General features: G+C 45.4%; 16 protein-coding genes. 7 read left to right on the top strand and 9 right to left on the bottom strand.

The features are described 5' to 3' along the window. Positions 1-44: 44 nt before the first annotated feature. Positions 45-599: a cache domain-containing protein gene (locus tag Q4Q50_RS16825; RefSeq protein ID WP_006080485.1), complete on the bottom strand. Its 555-nt coding sequence runs from the start codon at positions 597-599 to the stop codon at positions 45-47. A gap of 262 nt (positions 600-861) precedes the next feature. Next, the gene (locus Q4Q50_RS16820) at positions 862-2,322 is read right to left on the bottom strand and encodes an aminoacyl-histidine dipeptidase (RefSeq protein ID WP_311900335.1); all 1,461 of its coding nucleotides are present in this window, start codon (positions 2,320-2,322) and stop codon (positions 862-864) included. Positions 2,323-2,541: 219 nt separating this feature from the next. Between Q4Q50_RS16820 and Q4Q50_RS16815 the strand changes: the two genes are divergently transcribed. The 4 genes from Q4Q50_RS16815 to Q4Q50_RS16800 all read left to right on the top strand — a co-directional run bounded on the left by Q4Q50_RS16815 (position 2,542) and on the right by Q4Q50_RS16800 (position 9,230). Then, a complete protein-coding gene (locus Q4Q50_RS16815) occupies positions 2,542-4,080 on the top strand; it encodes a M17 family metallopeptidase (RefSeq protein ID WP_259483403.1) in 1,539 nt (512 codons plus the stop codon). Between the two features lie 1,241 nt (positions 4,081-5,321). Next, complete coding sequence (locus tag Q4Q50_RS16810; RefSeq protein ID WP_311900334.1) at positions 5,322-6,611, top strand: NCS2 family permease; 1,290 nt, start codon at positions 5,322-5,324, stop codon at positions 6,609-6,611. A gap of 210 nt (positions 6,612-6,821) precedes the next feature. Beyond that, positions 6,822-7,940 carry a glutamate 5-kinase gene (gene proB / locus Q4Q50_RS16805; protein WP_311889866.1) on the top strand — a complete coding sequence of 373 codons (1,119 nt, stop codon included), beginning with the start codon at positions 6,822-6,824 and terminating at the stop codon, positions 7,938-7,940. A 12-nt stretch (positions 7,941-7,952) separates the two neighbouring features. Further along, positions 7,953-9,230 (top strand): glutamate-5-semialdehyde dehydrogenase, encoded by a 1,278-nt coding sequence (locus tag Q4Q50_RS16800; protein ID WP_311900332.1) that lies wholly within the window; start codon positions 7,953-7,955, stop codon positions 9,228-9,230. Positions 9,231-9,352: 122 nt separating this feature from the next. On the opposite strand, the gene Q4Q50_RS16795 is transcribed toward Q4Q50_RS16800, so the two are convergent. From Q4Q50_RS16795 to Q4Q50_RS16785, 3 genes are all read right to left on the bottom strand, one after another. After that, positions 9,353-9,655, bottom strand: coding sequence for a hypothetical protein (locus Q4Q50_RS16795; protein WP_311900330.1), 303 nt, complete (start codon positions 9,653-9,655; stop codon positions 9,353-9,355). 201 nt (positions 9,656-9,856) lie between these two features. After that, entirely contained in the window at positions 9,857-10,333 is a 477-nt protein-coding gene (gene ybaK, locus Q4Q50_RS16790) for a Cys-tRNA(Pro) deacylase (protein WP_311900329.1), read from the bottom strand. Between the two features lie 142 nt (positions 10,334-10,475). Then, entirely contained in the window at positions 10,476-11,402 is a 927-nt protein-coding gene (locus Q4Q50_RS16785; RefSeq protein ID WP_311900327.1) for a DMT family transporter, read from the bottom strand. Between the two features lie 288 nt (positions 11,403-11,690). Here Q4Q50_RS16785 and dnaK point away from each other — a divergent pair, with 288 nt between their 5' ends. Both dnaK and dnaJ read left to right on the top strand, forming a co-directional pair. After that, positions 11,691-13,610: a molecular chaperone DnaK gene (dnaK, locus tag Q4Q50_RS16780; protein WP_226060583.1), complete on the top strand. Its 1,920-nt coding sequence runs from the start codon at positions 11,691-11,693 to the stop codon at positions 13,608-13,610. 110 nt (positions 13,611-13,720) lie between these two features. After that, a complete protein-coding gene (dnaJ, locus tag Q4Q50_RS16775) occupies positions 13,721-14,854 on the top strand; it encodes a molecular chaperone DnaJ (protein ID WP_311900326.1) in 1,134 nt (377 codons plus the stop codon). A gap of 57 nt (positions 14,855-14,911) precedes the next feature. On the opposite strand, the gene Q4Q50_RS16770 is transcribed toward dnaJ, so the two are convergent. The 4 genes from Q4Q50_RS16770 to Q4Q50_RS16755 form a co-directional block, all read right to left on the bottom strand. Continuing rightward, on the bottom strand, positions 14,912-15,061 hold the full coding sequence (locus Q4Q50_RS16770; RefSeq protein WP_311900325.1) for a hypothetical protein: 150 nt from the start codon (positions 15,059-15,061) through the stop codon (positions 14,912-14,914). 125 nt (positions 15,062-15,186) lie between these two features. Continuing rightward, positions 15,187-16,539, bottom strand: a complete 1,353-nt coding sequence (locus tag Q4Q50_RS16765; protein ID WP_311900324.1) for a hypothetical protein — start codon at positions 16,537-16,539, stop codon at positions 15,187-15,189. 646 nt (positions 16,540-17,185) lie between these two features. Further along, complete coding sequence (locus Q4Q50_RS16760; protein WP_311900323.1) at positions 17,186-18,196, bottom strand: sugar-binding protein; 1,011 nt, start codon at positions 18,194-18,196, stop codon at positions 17,186-17,188. 412 nt (positions 18,197-18,608) lie between these two features. After that, positions 18,609-18,887 carry a DNA polymerase III subunit epsilon gene (locus tag Q4Q50_RS16755; RefSeq protein WP_311900322.1) on the bottom strand — a complete coding sequence of 93 codons (279 nt, stop codon included), beginning with the start codon at positions 18,885-18,887 and terminating at the stop codon, positions 18,609-18,611. 334 nt (positions 18,888-19,221) lie between these two features. Between Q4Q50_RS16755 and Q4Q50_RS16750 the strand changes: the two genes are divergently transcribed. After that, positions 19,222-19,770, top strand: coding sequence for a DUF4256 domain-containing protein (locus Q4Q50_RS16750; protein ID WP_311900321.1), 549 nt, complete (start codon positions 19,222-19,224; stop codon positions 19,768-19,770). Positions 19,771-19,894: the final 124 nt, after the last annotated feature.

Here is a 19,894-nt window from a genome sequence, read left to right as displayed (position 1 = left end):
CGAAATAAAAGCGGATGCGGCCCATCACTGGCGTTTTCTGGCTATTAGAGTCCGAATTGATCTAGGTTGATCCCTATGGTGATAGCACCAATTGCGGCATCGCCATCCATGACGGGTATCGATATTTGTACCAGATAAGCTTGGGAGCTAGTGTCAAATTTGACCGGACCTATGTGCTTATCGCCTTTGCCATTGGCGAAGGATTTTTGCCATTTATCCTCATCACCCTGCCAGTAGTCCGAGGTTTTACTGGTCATGGCGACGTTAGCACCTTGATTATCCATGAGGAAAATTTCTTGGTAGTAAGGTTGGCTGGCTTCGAAGGTGGTGAGAAACTTGGCCGCTTCGTTGTTCATCAAGGACGACATAAAATCATCAATCCCAGCGGTGGCGATCCATTTTTCATCTAATGTTTTGATCGAATCTAAACTTTTGCCTTGAGCATTTTGCGCTTTAACGGCATTCACCAGCACCACTTCTTTACCTAATGGCATCAGTGAATCGGCTAGATCGATAACGGCTTGGGGGACTTCTTCGGCGAAACTGAGGTTACTGCTGAGCAGTAGTGCGGCGGCTGACAAGATTTTACCAAATTTCATGATCTCTATTCCTTAAGGTCACTGTATTGAAGGGGAAAGCGGCTATCTCTAAAAGCGCGACAAGCAAAAATACGTTCAGGTTAGACAAAACAACTATAGTAGAAAATTCAAGTTATTCAGTTCTTTCATAAAAATTTTATCAATGGCATTTCTACACACAAATAGAAGGCGCGATAAAAAATAAGGCCACATCTGACTTGAGCAGATGTGGCCTTGAATTAAGTGCCAATTGAGTGAGCTAGGCTAACTTTAGACTAGGGCGTTACGCCTTAACTGGAATACGCTCGAGTACGGCTAATAATAAGGTCCAGTATTGGCCGACTGTGGTGATGTTCACCATCTCATCTGGTCCGTGTGGATACCGAATCGTGGGACCAATCGAGACCATATCCATATCTGGATAAGGCTTTTTGAATAAACCACACTCAAGACCCGCATGGATCACCATGATCACTGGCTCTTTGTGGTAAATGTCCTGATAGGTTTCGCGTACTATCGCCATAACAGGTGAGCTGTTATCTGGCTTCCAACCTGGGTAAGCGCCGCTTAAATCGATATCGGCTCCGGCTAAGTTAGTTAACGCAGTTAACATGCCTTCGACTTGAGTTCTACCAGAATCAATCAGTGAGCGAACAAGGCACAGGATAGTGACTTGTTCATCGTCAGTGCTGATAACGCCTACGTTGAGTGAGGTTTCAGTCACACCTTCGACTTCATCGCTCATGCGGATCACGCCGTTCGGGCACACATGCAGCAAATCGATCAGGGTATTTTGGCTGTTTTCGCTCATCACACGTTTCGGCGTTGGGATAGTGTTTAACACTAAACGCATATCAGGATCGGCAATGGCGAGTTCAGTGCGGATAAGCGCTTCAAACTCAGCGACTTTTTCGTTTAAGGCACTGACGTTTTCTTCTGGCAACATAAAGCTGATGTTGGCTTCACGTGGGATCGCATTACGCAATGAACCGCCGCTAAATTGGGTCAGCTCTAACGCTAAATCATCGGCATTTTCAAATAGGAAACGCGCCAGTAACTTGTTGGCGTTGCCGCGACCTAAGTGAATGTTCACCCCAGAGTGGCCGCCTTTTAAGCCAGATAAATGCAGGCTAAAGGCCGAGTAACTTTGCTCAGACGCTTGCCACACCATAGGCAGGGTGATTTGAGCATCGACGCCACCGGCGCAGCCCATGTAAATTTCACCCTCTTGCTCAGAATCTGTGTTGATCAGGATCTCTGCATCTAACATGCCCGCTTGTAAACCAAAAGCACCCGTCATGCCGGCTTCTTCATCGATCGTCAGTAGCACTTCTAATGGACCGTGCTTGATATCATCTGAGCCCAAAATGGCCAGCGCCGATGCCATGCCGATACCGTTATCAGAACCTAAGGTCGTGCCTTTGGCTTTAACCCAATCGCCATCAACATAGGCTTCGATAGGATCTTTAGTAAAATCATGCACTTTGTCGGCATTCTTCTGCGGCACCATATCGATATGGGCTTGAATGACCACGATTTTACGATCTTCCATTCCGGGCGTTGCAGGTTTACGGATGATCAAGTTGCCAACGGCATCCTCAACGACGGCAAGTTGTTTGCTTTTAGCCCATGCTTGAATGTGCTGGCTTAAGGCTTGCTCATGCTTAGATGGGTGGGGAATCGCGCAGATTTGTTCAAACCATTGCCATAATGGCTGCGGGTATAACTGACTTAACGCTGTCACTAGAGTGTCCCTCATAAGGTCTTGTGGGTATAGGGCAAATTTGCGGCCATTCTACCACATTCTGCGCAGCCAATTAATCTCAGCATCACAGGCTTTTGTTACGCTGGCAGCCAAAGTTTCCAGTTGGGATTTTTCAGAGGGTCTCGATACCACTTTTAGATTGGTAATTAGGCGATAGAGCGGGAATAATGCAGACACAATAATGAAAAAGGATGGGTCATGTTTCAAGTTAACTTCGTTGATGTAAAAGCAGAAAATGCCATTTTTGATGGTGAAGGTTGGGATGCAGTTGTGGTGGTAACGCCAGATCTGGATACCATAGGTTTTGATGAGATCAGTTTATTGGCTCAGCACGGTGCCCACGTGGATAAGCGCGTAGGTAAGAGCCCGACATTACTGTTTGCCCCGGGTCTGGCGGGAGGTCGCTTGATCATCGCGCCTGTCACCCAAGTGAACGACGAGTATGTAGATGTGCGTGTATATGCCGATGCCGCAAGGGCGGCGATTGCCATTGCAAAAGAGGCGGGCGCCAAACGTCCGTTGTTATATGTGGTGCCATCGAAGGATTTGCGTTTTAGTTTTGCCTCTGAAGTCGCGGCGTTAGCCTGCGGTCAAGAACTGTGGCAAACCTTAGAGCTGCGTGAAGCGACGGGCTTAACGCCTGCATTTGAGGCCATAGGGTTACTATCGTCATCAACCCATAACAGCAATTTGCTCAATGCGTTAGAAGCGGGCCGCGTATTAGCGCGGGATTTATGTGGTACAGAACCTGAGCGCATGTCGGCTAAAGCCTTTGCTGACTATTGTCTGCAATCCTTAGCGGGCAGCGTGATCAAAACCGCAGTGGTAGAAGACAGAGATATTTTAGAGCGTGACTATCCGCTGCTCAGTGCAGTAGCGCGCTCCTCATTTGCCGTCGGTCGTCATCAACCTCGGGTGGTGAAATTAGAATATCTGCCAGAGGGTGAAGTGACTCGCACTTTCCTGTTCGCGGGGAAGGGCGTGATTTACGATACCGGCGGCGCCGATCTGAAAGTCGGCGGTTCTATGGCGGGCATGAGCCGTGATAAAGGCGGCGCTTCTGCCGTGGCGGGGCTATTCAAAACCTTGTCAATGCTCAAGCCTAAGGGCATTCGCGTGATTGCCGAGTTAGGTTTAGTGCGTAATAGCATAGGCAGCGAAGCCTTCGTGACTGATGAAATCATCACCAGTCATGCGGGTGTACGAGTGCGGATTGGTAATACGGATGCCGAAGGGCGCTTAGTGCTGGCGGATTTATTGAGTCATTTACGCATCAAAGCCGTGTCGGCGGTGAAGCCTGAAATGTTTTCGGTAGCAACACTCACGGGTCACGTAGTGCGCTGTTATGGCAGTTATCCTGCGGCGGTGGAAAACTCAGTGGCGAGTTCGCAGCAATGCGCTGTCACTTTACAACAGCAGGCGACTCAATGGGGCGAACCCTTTGAAGTGTCTACATTGCGACCTGAAGACTTCGCGAAGATCCGCGATGTGTCGGGCGCTGCTGAAATGTTATCTTCAAATAATGCCCCATCATCGATTACCGCCCGTGGACATCAATATCCGGCGGCGTTTTTACTGAAAGCGTCGGGGCTATTTGACCATGGTGTAACCGCCCCGATTCCCTTAGCTTATATGCACTTAGATATCGCTGGTAGTGCGACAGAAGGCGATCCGCTCTACGGCAAACCTACGGCCAGTCCGCTAGTGGGCTTGTATCAATATCTGATCAATCGTTAGTAACAAAAAGAAATAATTCTGTAATACCTTATTTATTAGATGGTTACAGGATTATTTCTGTTTTTCTGTGAAACAGATCGCCATTAACCCTACTATAGTTGTGTAATTTAATTACATTAAAAAGCCTTAATTAAAAAAATTACAAATAAAGATTGTAATAAAACTACAAAACCATATAATTGCTTTCGTGGATTAGGCGCTATGCCTTTCCTCTCTAGTCTATCCAGGATGGATATTTTTCTCCAAGGACCTGAGTGACAAGTCGTCTCAACGGATATGAGAATCTCTAGTTCCAGGGAACCGAGCCAAGCTTCACTAGAGTACTTAATCACAACTAATTTAGGAGTATTGACTATGTCTTATACAGGCAACAACCATTTTTATTGGCAGAACACTTGGTTTAACACTGATGTTTTGCGTGGCGGTTTATTCGCCATGAGCTTTAAGGCCTAACCCTCCTTAAAGTTTAGTTTCCATCATCCATCATCCATCAACCTTTGTATCGCCTTTTTTGGCGTGTTTAGACTCAAGTAGCATATCGATGTTTTTTCATGGGTATGCCAGGTTTTTCCCGCTAGCGCGGTAATGTACTTCCCCGAAAGGGACGCTTGAAATATGTCTTTGCCTGCTCATTGAGCAGGCTTTTTTTTGCCTTTTTTTCGCTTAAGCCTGTAACTGTTTTACCTGATAGTAATGAGCATAAACTGATAGTGTCAGAAGTGGTAAAGCACCTATTACCAGCCCTCACACTTAATCGCCTCCTCAGAGGTGAGGGATTGCTTCTTTAATAAATGTGGCGTTGAGATTACTGGAGAAGAGGTTGAAGTGTATGTTGAGCCTGCGCCACTCTGGGGTTATTGGTATGCACTGGGTGATCCTAAAAAATTCCAAGCGCTCCTTTCATGCGCTATGTAAACACTATCTGATGAAGTAGTTTGCTCAGGTGATAACATTACCAATACTAATAAATACAAGCTTAACTAAGTTGCTAAGCGCTAACTGACTCCGCATATTTATTATTTTATTGAACCGCACAGTCATGGCGAGGTTTCCATCATTTGCGTTCAGAATAAATTACTCGGCCGTTTACCGAATGATTTATGGTTACTTGTGTTTATCCCTTGCCAATTTTCTGGCCTGACCAGCCTAAACTCCCTATAATCGGCTGCAAATGTCATCACGTTACATAGTGTTTACATCTACCTACCCTACATACTTAAAATAAAAAGGAACCTTGTTCCATGTTAGAAAAACTGTTCAAACTGAAACAAAATCAAACGAGCCTCAAGCAGGAAGCGGTCGCCGGTTTGACAACATTTATGACGATGGCCTACATCATTTTTGTGAATCCAATGATGTTAGCCGATGCGGGCATGGACCATGGGGCTGTATTCGTGGCGACTTGTTTAGCTGCGGCTGTCGGCTGTTTAGTTATGGGCTTGATGGCGAATTATCCTATTGCGCTTGCACCTGGCATGGGGCTGAACGCCTTTTTTACCTACACAGTTGTGGGTGAGATGGGTTACAGCTGGGAGACTGCACTTGGCGCGGTATTCCTGTCGGGTATTTGCTTTTTAATCTTATCTTTAGTGCGCATTCGAGAGTGGATTGTGAATAGCATTCCCATGTCGCTGCGTATTGGTATTGCCGCTGGTATTGGTCTGTTCCTTGCGCTGATTGGCCTTAAGAGTGCCGGTATTGTGGTGGCAAGCCCTGCAACCTTAGTGACCTTGGGCGATATCACCGCATTTCCGGCGGTGATGGCTGTGTTAGGCTTTTTCCTGATCATTGCTATGGTGCAACGTGGAATGAAGTCGGCGGTTATCCTAAGTATCTTGATTATCACAGGGCTGGGATTAGTGTTTGGCGATGTGCAGTATCACGGCATTGTGTCTATGCCGCCGTCGATCATGCCAACATTTTTGAAGATGGATTTATCCCAAGTCTTTGAAGTGACGATGTTATCTGTGGTGTTTGCCTTCTTATTTGTCGATCTCTTCGATACCTCTGGCACCTTAGTTGCGGTTGCACAGCGCGGTGGTTTCCTCGATGAGAAGGGCCGCTTACCGCGATTAAACCGTGCCTTAACTGCTGACAGTTTAGCGACAATTGCGGGCGCGGCTTTTGGTACATCGACGACCACAAGCTATATCGAAAGTACGGCGGGTGTGAGCGCGGGTGGTCGTACTGGTTTGACGGCAGTTGTCGTGGGATTACTCTTTATTGCTGCGTTATTCCTGTCGCCATTGGCGGGAATGATCCCAGCGTATGCGACGGCGGGTACACTGTTTTATGTGGCGATTCTGATGATGTCAGGACTCGTGCATGTCGAATGGGAAGATTTGACTGAAGCCGCACCGGTAGTCGTTGTGTGTATTTTAATGCCGCTGACGTTTTCCATCGCGACAGGCATCGCCTTTGGGATGATTTCATACGCCGCAATCAAATTACTCACGGGTCGTTTTAGCGATCTCAATGTGGGCATTGTCGTCTTGGCCGCGCTGTTTGTGGCTAAGTTTATCTATGGCTAATCCTATCGATTAGTGGCTCGAGCAGTGCAAGCTCGCAACCTAGATTGTCTACAATAGACAATATTTTTTGAGGGTCATCTAACTGATGGCCCTTTTTAATGCGCTATTCTAAGCAAAATCGAAAATTTATTCGGAGTTAATAACTCCTTGCTACCAATTACCCAGCGGATTAGGTATAAGGATTGTTCGGTTATTTTTTACAAATGAATAATGAACTTAAGTGAGATTGCGTATCGCCGCGTAGTAGTGAAGTTAGGGACGAGTGTGCTGACCTCTGGCAGTAAACAGCTAGATAAAGCCCACATGGTTGAGCTTGCTCGTCAAATGGCCGCACTGATGAAGTCAGGGGTCGAAGTCGTATTATGCACTTCTGGCGCAATTGCCGCCGGGCGTGAACATCTCCAATACCCGATACTGCCCGACACTATGGCCAATAAGCAATTGTTAGCCGCTGTCGGGCAAAGTCAGTTGATCCTCGCTTGGTCACAACTCTTTAGTATTTATGGGCTGCATGTCGGCCAATTGCTGCTGACCCGCGCCGATTTGCAGGATAGGGAGCGTTACCTCAACGCCCGTGACACGCTTAATGCCTTGCTGGCCAATAATATTGTGCCGATCATCAATGAAAACGATGCCGTTGCCACTAATGAAATCAAAGTCGGTGATAACGACAATCTGTCGGCCCGTGCCGCACTGCTGTGTGATGCCGATTTATTGATTTTATTGACGGATCAAAAGGGCTTATTCGATGCCGATCCGCGCACTAACCCGAATGCTAAGTTGATCTCCCAAGTCGTCAAGATTGACGACAGCCTACGTATGTTGGCGGGCGGGTCTGTTTCTGGTTTAGGTACGGGCGGAATGTCGACTAAATTGGAAGCGGCGGATATTGCTCGCCGTGCGGGCATCGAAGTGGTTATCGCCTCTGGCCATCACCCCGATGTGATTAAAAAAGTGGTGAGTAAGGAATCGGTTGGCACGCATTTTAGTGCGATTGAAAACCCGCTAGAAAGCCGTAAACAGTGGATTTTAGCGGGACCTGCGACTCAAGGTTCTTTAGTGCTCGATGCGGGCGCGGTCAAAGCCGTGACAGACAAGGGCCGCAGCCTATTGTCTAAAGGTATCATCGGCGTTAAAGGCCAGTTTGAGCGCGGCGCAACGCTGCAATTAGTTGATCAACAGGGTAAAGTGATTGCTAAAGGGATGACACGATACTGCGGCCAAGCCCTCAGTTTGATCGCGGGCAAGCATTCCGATGAGATCGAGTCTTTACTCGGTTACGATTATGGTGACGCAATCGTGCACCGCAACGACATGGTTGTCTTATAAGCGAGGTCTGTTTTGAGTCAAATTAATCAAGAACAGTATTTACAGCAACTTGGTAATAATGCCAAACAGGCAAGTTACGCCTTAGCCAATTTAACCGCTAGCCAAAAGGCTGACTTACTCGAAGCCATCGCCGATGCGCTGACGGAAAATACAGCCGCTATTTTAGCCGCGAATGCTAAAGATGTGGCCGCTGCTAGAGCCGATGGATTAACGGATGCGATGATCGACAGACTGTTGCTCGATGATGCGCGTCTGGCGGGCATTATCGGTGATATTAGCGATGTGATCCGTCTTGCCGATCCGGTAGGTGAAGAATTTGGCAGCAAGTTATTAGATAACGGTTTAAGGCTGACTCGCCGCAGAGTACCACTTGGGGTGATCGGTGTTATCTATGAGGCTCGGCCTAATGTCACTGTTGATATCGCGGTACTTGCCCTTAAAACCGGTAATGCGGTGATCCTCCGTGGCGGTAAAGAAACCCTAGCATCGAATAAGCTTATTAGTGACGTGATCCGCGGCGCGATTGTCGCCCAAGGTTTACCGATAGATGCGGTGCAATTTATTGATTCTTCAGACAGAGCTTTAGTGACAGGTTTACTTAAGCTCGATCAATATGTCGACATGATAGTGCCCCGTGGCGGTCAAGCACTGCAGCGCTTATGTGCTGAGCAGGCGACCATTCCGGTGATTTTAGGCGGCATAGGTATTTGCCATTTATATGTCGATAAAAATGCCAATCTTGAACGGGCTCTCGAAGTGATCGCTAACGCCAAAGTGCAGCGTCCAACTGTGTGTAATGCGCTTGATACCTTGCTGGTGGATGAGCGCGTGGCGAGTACATTTGTGCCGCAAATTGCCGAGTATCTGCATCGTTTAGGCGTGCGTTTTTCAGTCTGTGACACAAGCTTTAGTCTGCTTGATGGTTTAGGGTTTGATGTGACGCTCGCCAAGGCTGAGGATTTTGGCATCGAATGGTTGTCGTTAACCTTAGGCATTAAAGTGGTGAGCGATATCGATGTCGCCGTTAGTCATATTCGCCAATATTCTAGCGGCCATTCGGAAGCGATTTTGACCGATGACATTCACGCAGCGGCGCACTTTATGAACGAAGTGAACTCAGCGGCTGTGTATGTCAATGCCAGCACACGCTTTACCGATGGCGGCCAGTTTGGCCTTGGTGCCGAAGTTGCTGTGAGCACGCAAAAACTCCATGCTCGCGGCCCAATGGGGCTTGAGGCATTAACCACGTATAAGTGGCTAGCTTGGGGGGATTACACAAGCCGTGTTTAGTGGTTAAAAACCATAAAATTAAAGCCGTTAACGCATTACGTTGACGGCTTTTTTGTTTGCATAGTTTGATTGTATAGTTTGATTGTAAGTGCCAATTTGCAGAGTTTATTGATGGCAGTGCTTCAATGGAGAAACGGCGTATAGGTGGCAAGTAACCAAATACAGAAGAATAGCGTCGACATGACGGTAGTGAACTTACGAAAGGCTTTGATGTATTCCAAGGTATAAATAAAGTACTTTTCCTGCACTCTGCGGGTGAGTAATACCGAGGGCAGCATAAAACTGCAATAGAGCATGACCACCATAGTGGTAAAACTGTTTCCCCAGAAATGCTCATAAATAAATAAGGCGATGCAGAGTAGCATAGCGCACCAGCTGATTGGGCTGATGCTATTTTCTGGGGCCCATTGGGTTGATTTTTCCATCTGACTATCCTTAGTCGATTTGTACCTCAGTACAATTTATAGACGGATATCTCGGCTTTATCAAACGCTTTCTATTGTATGCTCAGTACGCTGCTGTCGTTGGAGTCTTGTTTACCATTTATTCAACATGAGCGCATGTTGCATAAAGTGGAGTGACTTACTTAACGTCGAATAACTTGTGCTTAATGTGGCCTGTTTAGCTTAAAGCGTCTTAATATCGGCAAATTCACCTTTGCAAAGCTGGGCTAAGTCTGTGGCCGCTAAGCTTATCTCTAAACCGCGTCTGCCCGCGCTGACATAAATCCTGTCGAAGCCTTGAGCGCTGGCATCAATCAAGGTTGGCAACTGTTTTTTCTGCGCTAGCGGACTAATTCCGCCTACCAGATAGCCTGAGGATTTTTGTGCTAGGTCAGCATCGGCCATTTGCAGTTTCTTTTGTTTTAAGCATTTAGCTACGGCTTTTAGATTAAGCTGATGATCGACGGGCACGAGCGCGACGGCAATCGGCGCATGAGCTTTGTCGATGGCGACTAAAAGGGTTTTAAATACTTGCGCGGGGTCGAGCCCTAAGGTGTTAGCGGCTTCTTCGCCGTAGGCGGCGCAGTGTGGATCGTGGCTGTACTCTAAGATATCAAATGCAATGCTGGCTTTTTTCGCCAATCGAACGGCCGGGGTCATTCTATACTCCTTCACAAAATGGGCGATATTAACGCTTAATCTTGAGGTAAAACGTTAGCCACTTCGGTTTTTACGCTCTTTAATTGGCTTATTGCGGTGAGCCAAGTTTGTTTCAGGCGACGATTCAGTGATGACTCAGCCATCATTTAGCGAGCTTTGGCTTTGGGCCTACTTTGCTTTTGCGCTCGGTAAAACGGGGCCAAAGTTGCTGCAACATCATCCCTGATAAAATAAAGGCTAGGCCGAGATAGGTGGCCATCGCAATCGTTTCCTGCAAAATCCACGCGATAAACCCAATCGACATTACTGGGGATAAAAACACCATAGTGCTGATGTTCGCGGTGCGAGTGGCGGTTTTCAGCGCCATTAACCAAAGCACGAAGGTAATGCCCATCTCAAACAAGCCCACATACACACCAGCAAATACCGCCTTAAGACTAAAGCTGGGTAGGGTATCTGTCAGCACTAAAGTGACGGCGATAAAAGGTAAGCCGATAAGAAAACTCAATAATAAACTCACCACGGGATCGCCTTGATCTTTAGTGTTGACGATCCAATATAGGCACCAGAGTAAGGTGCTGGTGAGGGCCAGTCCGATCCCGAGTGGGCTATCAAAACTAAAGCCGCTGATATCGCCGCCGGTGGCAATGATAAATACCCCAGTGTAGGCAATCAGCGCCGCAGCAATGTCGCTCTTACGCAAATGTTGCTTTAACAAAGGCGCAGCCAGTAACGGCAGTAATACCGCCCAAGTGTAATTGAGTGACAAAGCTTGCTGCGCTGGTAGTAGGGAATACGCCTTAAATAGCACCACATAGTAGAGGAAGGGATTGATGAGCCCTGTGACTAGATAAAATGCAGGGCGGCGTAAAAACTGTTGCTTGAGTAAGGAAAGCTTTTTTTGCCAAGCAAGGATACCGCCAAGGGCAATAATCGACGTGAGCACGGCAACAGACACCAGTTGCAGTGGCGTGTAGTAACTCAAGGCAATCTTAAAGGCCGTGGCCACTGTAGACCAGAGGAAGACCGCCGCCATGCCATACACGTACGCTAAATTCGAAGACTTCACTCTGCTACCTTACTAGGATAAACATCCGCCAAATGTGGGCAGATTGAATAACAGCTTTGGTTGATAAGCAAGACTATTTTATGTGATTGGATATTTTATCCCACTGTAGATGCGAGAAAGATAAATCAGAAAATTTTTTTGTTCGCCCTTGTAATTAAATTCCCTGTCCCAATATAGGTATCAAGGCAGAGAAGGTGGCCAACGATGGACTTGATATTTCAACCATCTAGCCCCATATCAAAACCAACTAAACAAATTTAGATTGAATGAAATTTTTCGGAGGACCTCATGGGTAAAATTATTGGTATCGACTTAGGCACAACAAACTCTTGTGTAGCTGTCCTCGATGGTGGCAAAGCACGTGTGTTAGAAAACGCTGAAGGCGATCGCACAACCCCGTCAATCATCGCTTATACAGATGATGAGACCATTGTCGGTTCGCCAGCAAAACGTCAAGCTGTGACTAACCCGACTAACACATTCTTCGCGATTAAGCGTTTGATCGGTCGTCGCTTTAAAGATGACGAAGTCCAACGTGACGTGAACATCATGCCATTCAAAATCATTGCAGCCGACAACGGTGACGCATGGGTTGAATCGCGTGGCAACAAGATGGCTCCACCACAAGTTTCTGCAGAAATCTTGAAAAAGATGAAGAAAACCGCAGAAGACTTTTTAGGTGAAGAAGTAACAGAAGCGGTTATTACTGTTCCTGCTTACTTTAACGATTCACAACGTCAAGCGACTAAAGATGCGGGTCGTATCGCAGGTCTTGATGTTAAACGTATTATCAACGAACCAACGGCAGCAGCATTAGCCTACGGTATTGATAAGAAACAAGGCGACAACATTGTTGCGGTATACGATTTAGGTGGTGGTACATTCGATATCTCTATCATCGAAATCGACAGCAACGATGGCGACCAAACATTTGAAGTGTTGGCAACCAACGGTGACACCCACTTAGGTGGTGAAGACTTTGACAACCGTTTGATCAACTACTTAGCTGACGAATTCAAGAAAGAGCAAGGCTTAGATCTGCGTAAAGATCCATTAGCAATGCAACGTCTGAAAGAAGCAGCTGAAAAAGCGAAAATTGAACTTTCAAGCACCAACCACACTGAAGTGAACCTGCCATACATCACGGCAGACGCAACAGGTCCTAAGCATTTAGTGATTAAAATCACTCGTGCTAAATTGGAATCACTGGTTGAAGACTTGATTCTCCGTACATTAGAGCCACTGAAAGTTGCCCTGGCTGATGCAGATTTATCTGTAACAGACATCAACGAAGTGATTCTAGTGGGTGGTCAAACACGTATGCCTAAGGTTCAAGAAGCAGTGACAAACTTCTTCGGCAAAGAACCTCGTAAAGACGTGAACCCAGACGAAGCGGTAGCCGTAGGTGCTGCAATTCAAGCGGGCGTTCTGTCAGGCGACGTGAAAGACGTATTACTGTTAGACGTAACACCACTGTCTCTTGGTATCGAAACCATGGGCAGCGTGATGACTAAGTTGATTGAGAAGAACACTACTATTCCTACTAAGGCGCAGCAAGTGTTCTCAACAGCCGATGACAACCAAAGTGCAGTGACCATTCACGTACTGCAAGGTGAGCGTAAGCAAGCGAGCGCGAACAAGTCATTAGGTCAGTTCAACTTAGACGGTATTGAGCCAGCACAACGTGGCCAGCCACAAATTGAAGTGATGTTCGACATCGATGCCGACGGTATTCTGCATGTGTCTGCTACAGACAAGAAAACCGGCAAGAAACAAAACATCACCATCAAAGCATCTTCTGGCTTAAGCGAAGAAGAAGTGGCGCAAATGGTACGTGATGCCGAAGCTCACGCAGATGAAGACAAGAAGTTTGAAGAGTTAGTGCAATCACGCAACCAAGCTGACGGCTTAGTTCACGCAACTAAGAAACAAGTTGAAGAAGCGGGCGATGCACTGCCAAGCGAAGATAAAGAGAAAATCCAAGCTGCGATGGATGCTGTTGACACTGCTATCAAAGGCAATGACAAAGAAGCCATTGAAAAGGCAACTCAAGAACTGATCGAAGCATCTGCTAAGCTGATGGAAATCGCTCAAGCTAAGTCTCAAGCTCAAGGCGGCGACAATGCCGACGCGGGCAAACAGGCTAACGCTGCTGCCGATGACGTTGTCGATGCTGAATTCGAAGAAGTGAAAGACGACAAGAAATAATGACTTGTTTTCAATCCAATAGATTGATTTCAAAGCGTTAATTTCTAGGCGGGCGTTACGGGGCAACCCTAACGCCCGTTTGTTCAACACCAGCTGAGAAGCATGAGATTATGTCAAAGCGAGATTATTACGAAGTATTAGGTGTCAGTCGTGACACTAGCGAACGTGAAATTAAAAAGGCCTACAAACGTCTGGCCATGAAATTTCACCCAGATCGCAACCCAGGCGACAAAACCGCAGAAGCTAACTTTAAAGAAATTAAAGAAGCCTATGAGATCCTAACCGACGCCGACAAAAAAGCGGCCTACGACCAATTTGGTCATGCGGGTGTGGATCCTAATCGCGGTGGCGGTGGTTACGGTGGTGGTCAAGGCGATTTCGGCGATATTTTCGGTGATGTCTTTGGCGATATTTTCGGCGGTGGACGTCGTGGCGGTCAACGCCAAGCGGCCCGCGGCTCAGATTTACGTTATAACCTAGAGTTATCACTGGAAGAAGCCGTTAAAGGCTTAACCAAAGAACTGCGGATTCCAACACTGGCGACTTGCGATCTGTGTGAAGGCAGCGGCGCGAAAAAAGGCACCTCTGCAACCACTTGTGGTACCTGTCATGGTCAAGGCCAAGTGCAAATGCGCCAAGGTTTCTTTGCGGTGCAACAGCCTTGTCCAACCTGTCATGGCCGCGGCAAGATCATCAAAGATCCTTGCTCTAAGTGTCATGGCGATGGCCGTGTTGAAAAGAGCAAGACCTTATCGGTTAAGATCCCAGCTGGCGTCGATACGGGCGACCGTATCCGTTTAGCGGGCGAAGGCGAAGCGGGTGAGTTTGGCGCGCCAGCAGGGGATTTATACGTTCAGGTCAGTGTGCGTGAGCATGCGATTTTCGTCCGTGATGGCAACAACCTTTACTGCGAAGTGCCGATATCCTTCAGTAAAGCGGCCCTAGGCGGTGAGATTGAAGTGCCAACACTGGATGGTAAAGTCAGCCTGAAGATCCCAGCCGAAACGCAAACGGGCCGTATGTTCCGTTTACGTGGCAAAGGCGTCAAGTCGGTTCGCAGCCATGCGGTAGGCGACTTGCTCTGCAAAGTGGTTATGGAAACCCCAGTTAACTTAAACGATCGTCAAAAAGAACTGTTACGCGAATTTGAAGCCACCTTAACCGGTGAGTCGAAAAAACACAGCCCAAAGGCTGAGGGCTTTTTCGATGGCGTGAAGAAGTTCTTTCAAGATCTGAATAGCTAACTTGGTCTAGTGGCGCAGCGGTTAGCTGCGCACTAGATGAATAAAGCCCTGCAATGGTTAACCTTGCAGGGCTTTTTTATATTCGATTGAATGCTCAGATTTTGAGAGAGTAGTGCGCAGTAACTGATTAAGCACTATCACTCCAGTGACTCGCCATGAACTCATCACTGAGGGCTCGACGACGGCATCCATGCCGCCAACGGTCACGTGCTTAACTCTTGTTAAGTCCTGCGTATATCTGATAGTCCGTAAAATCGTCGATTTTCATTTGCCCTGCGGCAACTCCGAGTGGATGATGTATTCCTTAGGTTTTAGAGTTATCGGTAAATTGTTTAGGAATTAAAGTTATGTCTGTCCGATTTTTCAATACTTGATATCAGGAATTTGAGATCAAACCCATTAAATTTATGATTTGACCAGCGTTCCACAATCAATGTGATTGTTTTATCATCTATTTTCTCCGAATATGAATTACAACCTGAAATAGCACTTATCATATCTTCAGATAACGGTAGATTTAAGCTAGAGAGACTTAAAGCCTCTGCCATAGTTTCTAATTTTTCACATGCCTGACGAGTTCTTGTTGCATCATTTACGTTAACTTTAAGCTTTAGTACCTTTGCTACTCCTTCAGTACCTTCAACATAATAAGCGATATTATTCGGGATAATACCATCGCTAAATTCTTGCATTGGAGATAATGCATACCATTCATCTTCGAAAAGTCTATTGTAGAATCCAGTACTTAATCCTTCCTTTACGAGAAAGTCATTGGCTTTATAAGGGCTCCAACCATGCTCTTTTGGTACTTCCTTTGGATTTTTCTCAGAAGACCTTATTTCAAATATATGCCTAAATGTGTCCACAAGATCAGAATGTGATTTTATCGTTGCTCTGTTGACTTCATTTACCCATCGCTCTAACAAACTGATACGAAAGTTAAATAATATCAGAGCATAGAATGTAGCTGCATATCTATGAAATCTATTTTTAGTTGCAAATTTAAGAGTAATGAAAACCTGCTGATATGTTGTATAAACCAACATGAAGAAAACAAATGGTAAATAACAAAGAGTCAGTAATGGGGGGACAAAGAAGTCATATAAAGTTTTTTCTTTCCCAAACTCACCAAAATTGGTAATTAGCATGTACAAAGTATAAACGATTAAGGCTACACCGAATAATGATAGACTATATTCAAGAAAAACCTTTAATTGATAATACTTTTTTTCGGCTTCAGCAATTGCTAGCATAGTTATAATTAATGCTAAAAAAGGAACGATCAGAATCTCGATCCAAAGAGAGAAAGTATATACACCAATGATAAATTGAATAATTGCTAGTAGTTTAAAGTTGTCTATAACGGATTTTTTAAAAAAGCTCTTATCCATTTTAAATTTATCAAGCTGAAATAACGACATTAAGCCAACAGAAATACACCAAAAAACAGTATTTTTTAGCTGTTCAATATTCCATAGATCCAACTCTGAAAGCCAATAAATGATAATCACCATGTAAGTAACCATCAGGAAAAGGACGGATATTATTTGTCTAAAAAATAAACCCGCTAACATGCGTTTGACGCTATTTCTGATTTTCGTCATTTTCGAGGAAGACAAAAAGAAAATAGAAATTACTATAAGCCAAAATACCACTGCAATTTCTCTATTATTTAGAATATCCACGAGCGTCCTTGTGTATTTCTTGTTTGAATAAAATGCACGCTCATTTATCAGCTCTAAATTGCGGGAGTCGTGCTAGTTATTTTTGATGATTAAACACTTATTCGATATTGTCTAGTTCAATTTTAAGCCTAAAGCTTGCTGGGTGATTATCATATTTGCTTTGCTGGTAATATTGGGAGCTTTCAGCACTTACAATTAATGTTCAAAATTAGAGGGGCATACCTATCCCCTGCGAAGTTGTCGAAATACGGAGATAAAAATGCCGTGGCGACATCATGGATGATGGCGCAGGCTCGGTGGCACATGGATGTGCCATCTGAGCCGTTAGGCGATTTTTATTGGAGTATGAGACAGGTAAATTAATGCATCTAACTTCGCTAGGGTGAGTGCTGCGTAGCAGCGTTTCGAACGAGAGCCAGGGATGGCGAACTGGCAGTTAGACATGGACGTTGTTCGCCGAGGGATTTCCAAAAGCGGAACAGGCGCTTTTCCCTTTTTGGTCGGGTGTGGGGTAAAGCCCCACGACTTTGATGTAGATTTTGATTTAAAAATCCAAACGAAGTTTGGAAATGGGGTATGCGTGAGCCATCAATTATAATCAATGGCTCCTTTGAGAGGTGTACTGGCCTAATCCATCATTTTGGTGTCACATTCCGATACGTTTGTCGCAGGTGTCAGCGTTTTGAGGAGTGCAAAACGTAACAGGTGTGTATATTACTTTCTCATACTTTTGTTTTGTGACAATTTTATAAAGCGTCAAAATTGCTTGTCTTCCCATTTCATATGGATTTTGACCCACATTAACATGAGCAAGACCATCTTTCAGCATCGTTAACTGCTCTGGAGATGTATCGGTAATAATAATGACGATTTCTTTGTTGTTAATTTTTTCTTGGTATGGAGAAATCATTTCACGATAGAGCGCATCATTATTTTGCGCCCAACCACCCACTGCGATAAAAGAGTCTGCCTTCACAGGCTTACCTTTCATTACTGATTCCATTTGTTTTACGGCTTGACTAAGTTGGTCAAAGTTAAAAAAAGGTTCTCTAACTTCTGTCCAGCCAAAGTCGCCATTAAGTAATTCCCCTGGCGGAGTATCATATTTTTGCCCTGATAAGGCGGAGCGTACACCCATAAGTCTTAAATTCAGATTGGGAGAATCTGGCCGCCCAGAATGCATTATCAGCGTTCCCCCATTTGGCCGTAGCTTTTTTAACTGTTCACCCAATGACTTACCCAGTTCAAAATTGTCAGTGCCTATATAAGCTAGGCGTAAATTCTTAGGTTCTTCTTTGATAGAAGCATCAAAATCAGAGTCATAGGTAACAATTGGTATTCCGGCTTCTTTGGCTCTTTTTAGGCTATTTTCAACGAGGTATTTAGATTGTGTAACCGCGACCGCGATACCATCGATACCTTCATCAATCAGTTGATTTATTACCTGATCTTGCAATCTAACACTGCTTATTTCGGGTCCTCGATATATACATTCCACGCCTTCAATTTGTGCTGCAGCATCTATACAGCCCGTTTTGCTTTGATCAAAAAAAACACTATAAAATTTAGGCACAACAGCAAATTTCAGCTCTTTTCCATGGGCAGAGGATATTGCTAATTGACTTAATGCAATGAACAACAGAAATAATCTGATCACACTTCCTCCTAAAAAATAATCAGACAGCAACTTAACGCTTTACAATCGAATGTAGCAAAGGAATGGATTTAAAGATATGAGATACATCCGTGTTATTGAACATTATTGTTCAGAATCAGTAGTCCACAATAGAATGGCGAACGGGTAGTTAGATATGAACTTTGTTCGTCAAGGGAGCATCCAAGGGCGAAGGCCAACGGCCGTTTTGAGCGCGAGATAGGGATATCGAGCTGGCAATTTAACATGGACGTTTTTGATAGGACGAGCAGTCCTCCTTGGTCGATTCTCTAATAAAAAATCAGGGGGTGAAGCCCCACGACGTTGATTTTGATTTCGATTCGAAAATCAAAACGAAGTTTGGAAATGGGGTATGCGTGAGCCATCAATGATGATCAATGGCCCTTTCGAGAAGTTACTCTTCTGTATCAGTAAATGCGGCTTCGACTTTTTCTAACTCTTGCTCGGTTTTAAGCTGAAACGCTTGCTGCTTTTTAAGCTTTGCTTCTTCTTCAAGTGCGGCTTCTCTTTGTTTAAATTCGTGTCTCTCTGGTTTAGTCAGAAACTTAAACGCGAGCTTGTTGCCTAGTGCGTAGGCGACTACGTCTTCACCTTTTGTGCGGCGTTCATCGACGCGTTGTGAAAAACGGGCGTTATCGCGGGCTTTACGTTCTGCGGCATTTAACTTACTCATAATCTGTTCTCCTCATTTAGTTAATCACGGTAGTGTTCCACTACGTTCAGTTAAACAAATGAGTTGTGTTGCACATTCATAAAGCTGATTGGGCGGGATTCTACCATAAGCTGGCATTAAATCTGCGCGGTAAAATGCGCCAATCCAAAACAGAATGTTATTGGTGCACTTTATATTAAAACTTGCTTTATTCTTGCTCATAGTCCGAACAAATCAGGCCTGTGCATTTTACAATGTTTTGACTATCTTAGGTTATGCTAAAACGGTTTATGGTCCATTGAGTGGTGATTTTCGATAACAAACCAAGGGCAGGGAAGTCATGGGGGAAATAACGGTGAATGATTTACTCTTAAGCGACTTGCTGGTAAAGCTGGCGTCAAGGTTTGCGGCAAATAGGTTGCACCATCAAGGGATTTCGTGGCCTGAGGTTGAGGCCAGTATTTTGCAAAGTGATACGCAAATCCAAAATGCGCTGCATTGGATGGAACACACAGGCGGCGAGCCAGATGTGGTGGGGATTGATGCGAATACGGGCAAATTTATTTTTGTAGATTGCGCGGCGCAAAGCCCTGCGGAACGGCGAAGTCTTTGTTATGACAAAGCAGCGCTCGAGGCGCGTAAGAAAAATAAACCCGTCGGCAGTGCACTGGAACTGGCGGTGCAAATGGGGGCACAAATGCTGACCGAGGCGCAATATCGTGAGTTACAAACCTTAGGCGAGTTTGATACTAAAACCTCAAGTTGGGTAGACACGCCAAAAGATATTAGGGCTCAAGGCGGGGCGATTTTCTGTGATCGACGTTATGGCAAAGTGTTTACTTATCATAATGGTGCAGACTCTTATTATGCCGTGCGGGGTTTTCGAACTCGATTATTAGTTTAGTGCTAGCACGAGCAAATCTTAGCTAGATAAATGAATCAGTGAAATGAGTGAGTCAAAAGTGACTGCTAACTTTGATCTCGATTGATACAAGCAATATTGGTAATCCCACTCGACTCTGCGTAAA

The sequence above is a fragment of the Shewanella scandinavica genome, assembly GCF_031932065.1.
Lineage (GTDB): Bacteria > Pseudomonadota > Gammaproteobacteria > Enterobacterales > Shewanellaceae > Shewanella > Shewanella baltica.
This window is presented reverse-complemented; position numbering and strand designations above follow the sequence as displayed.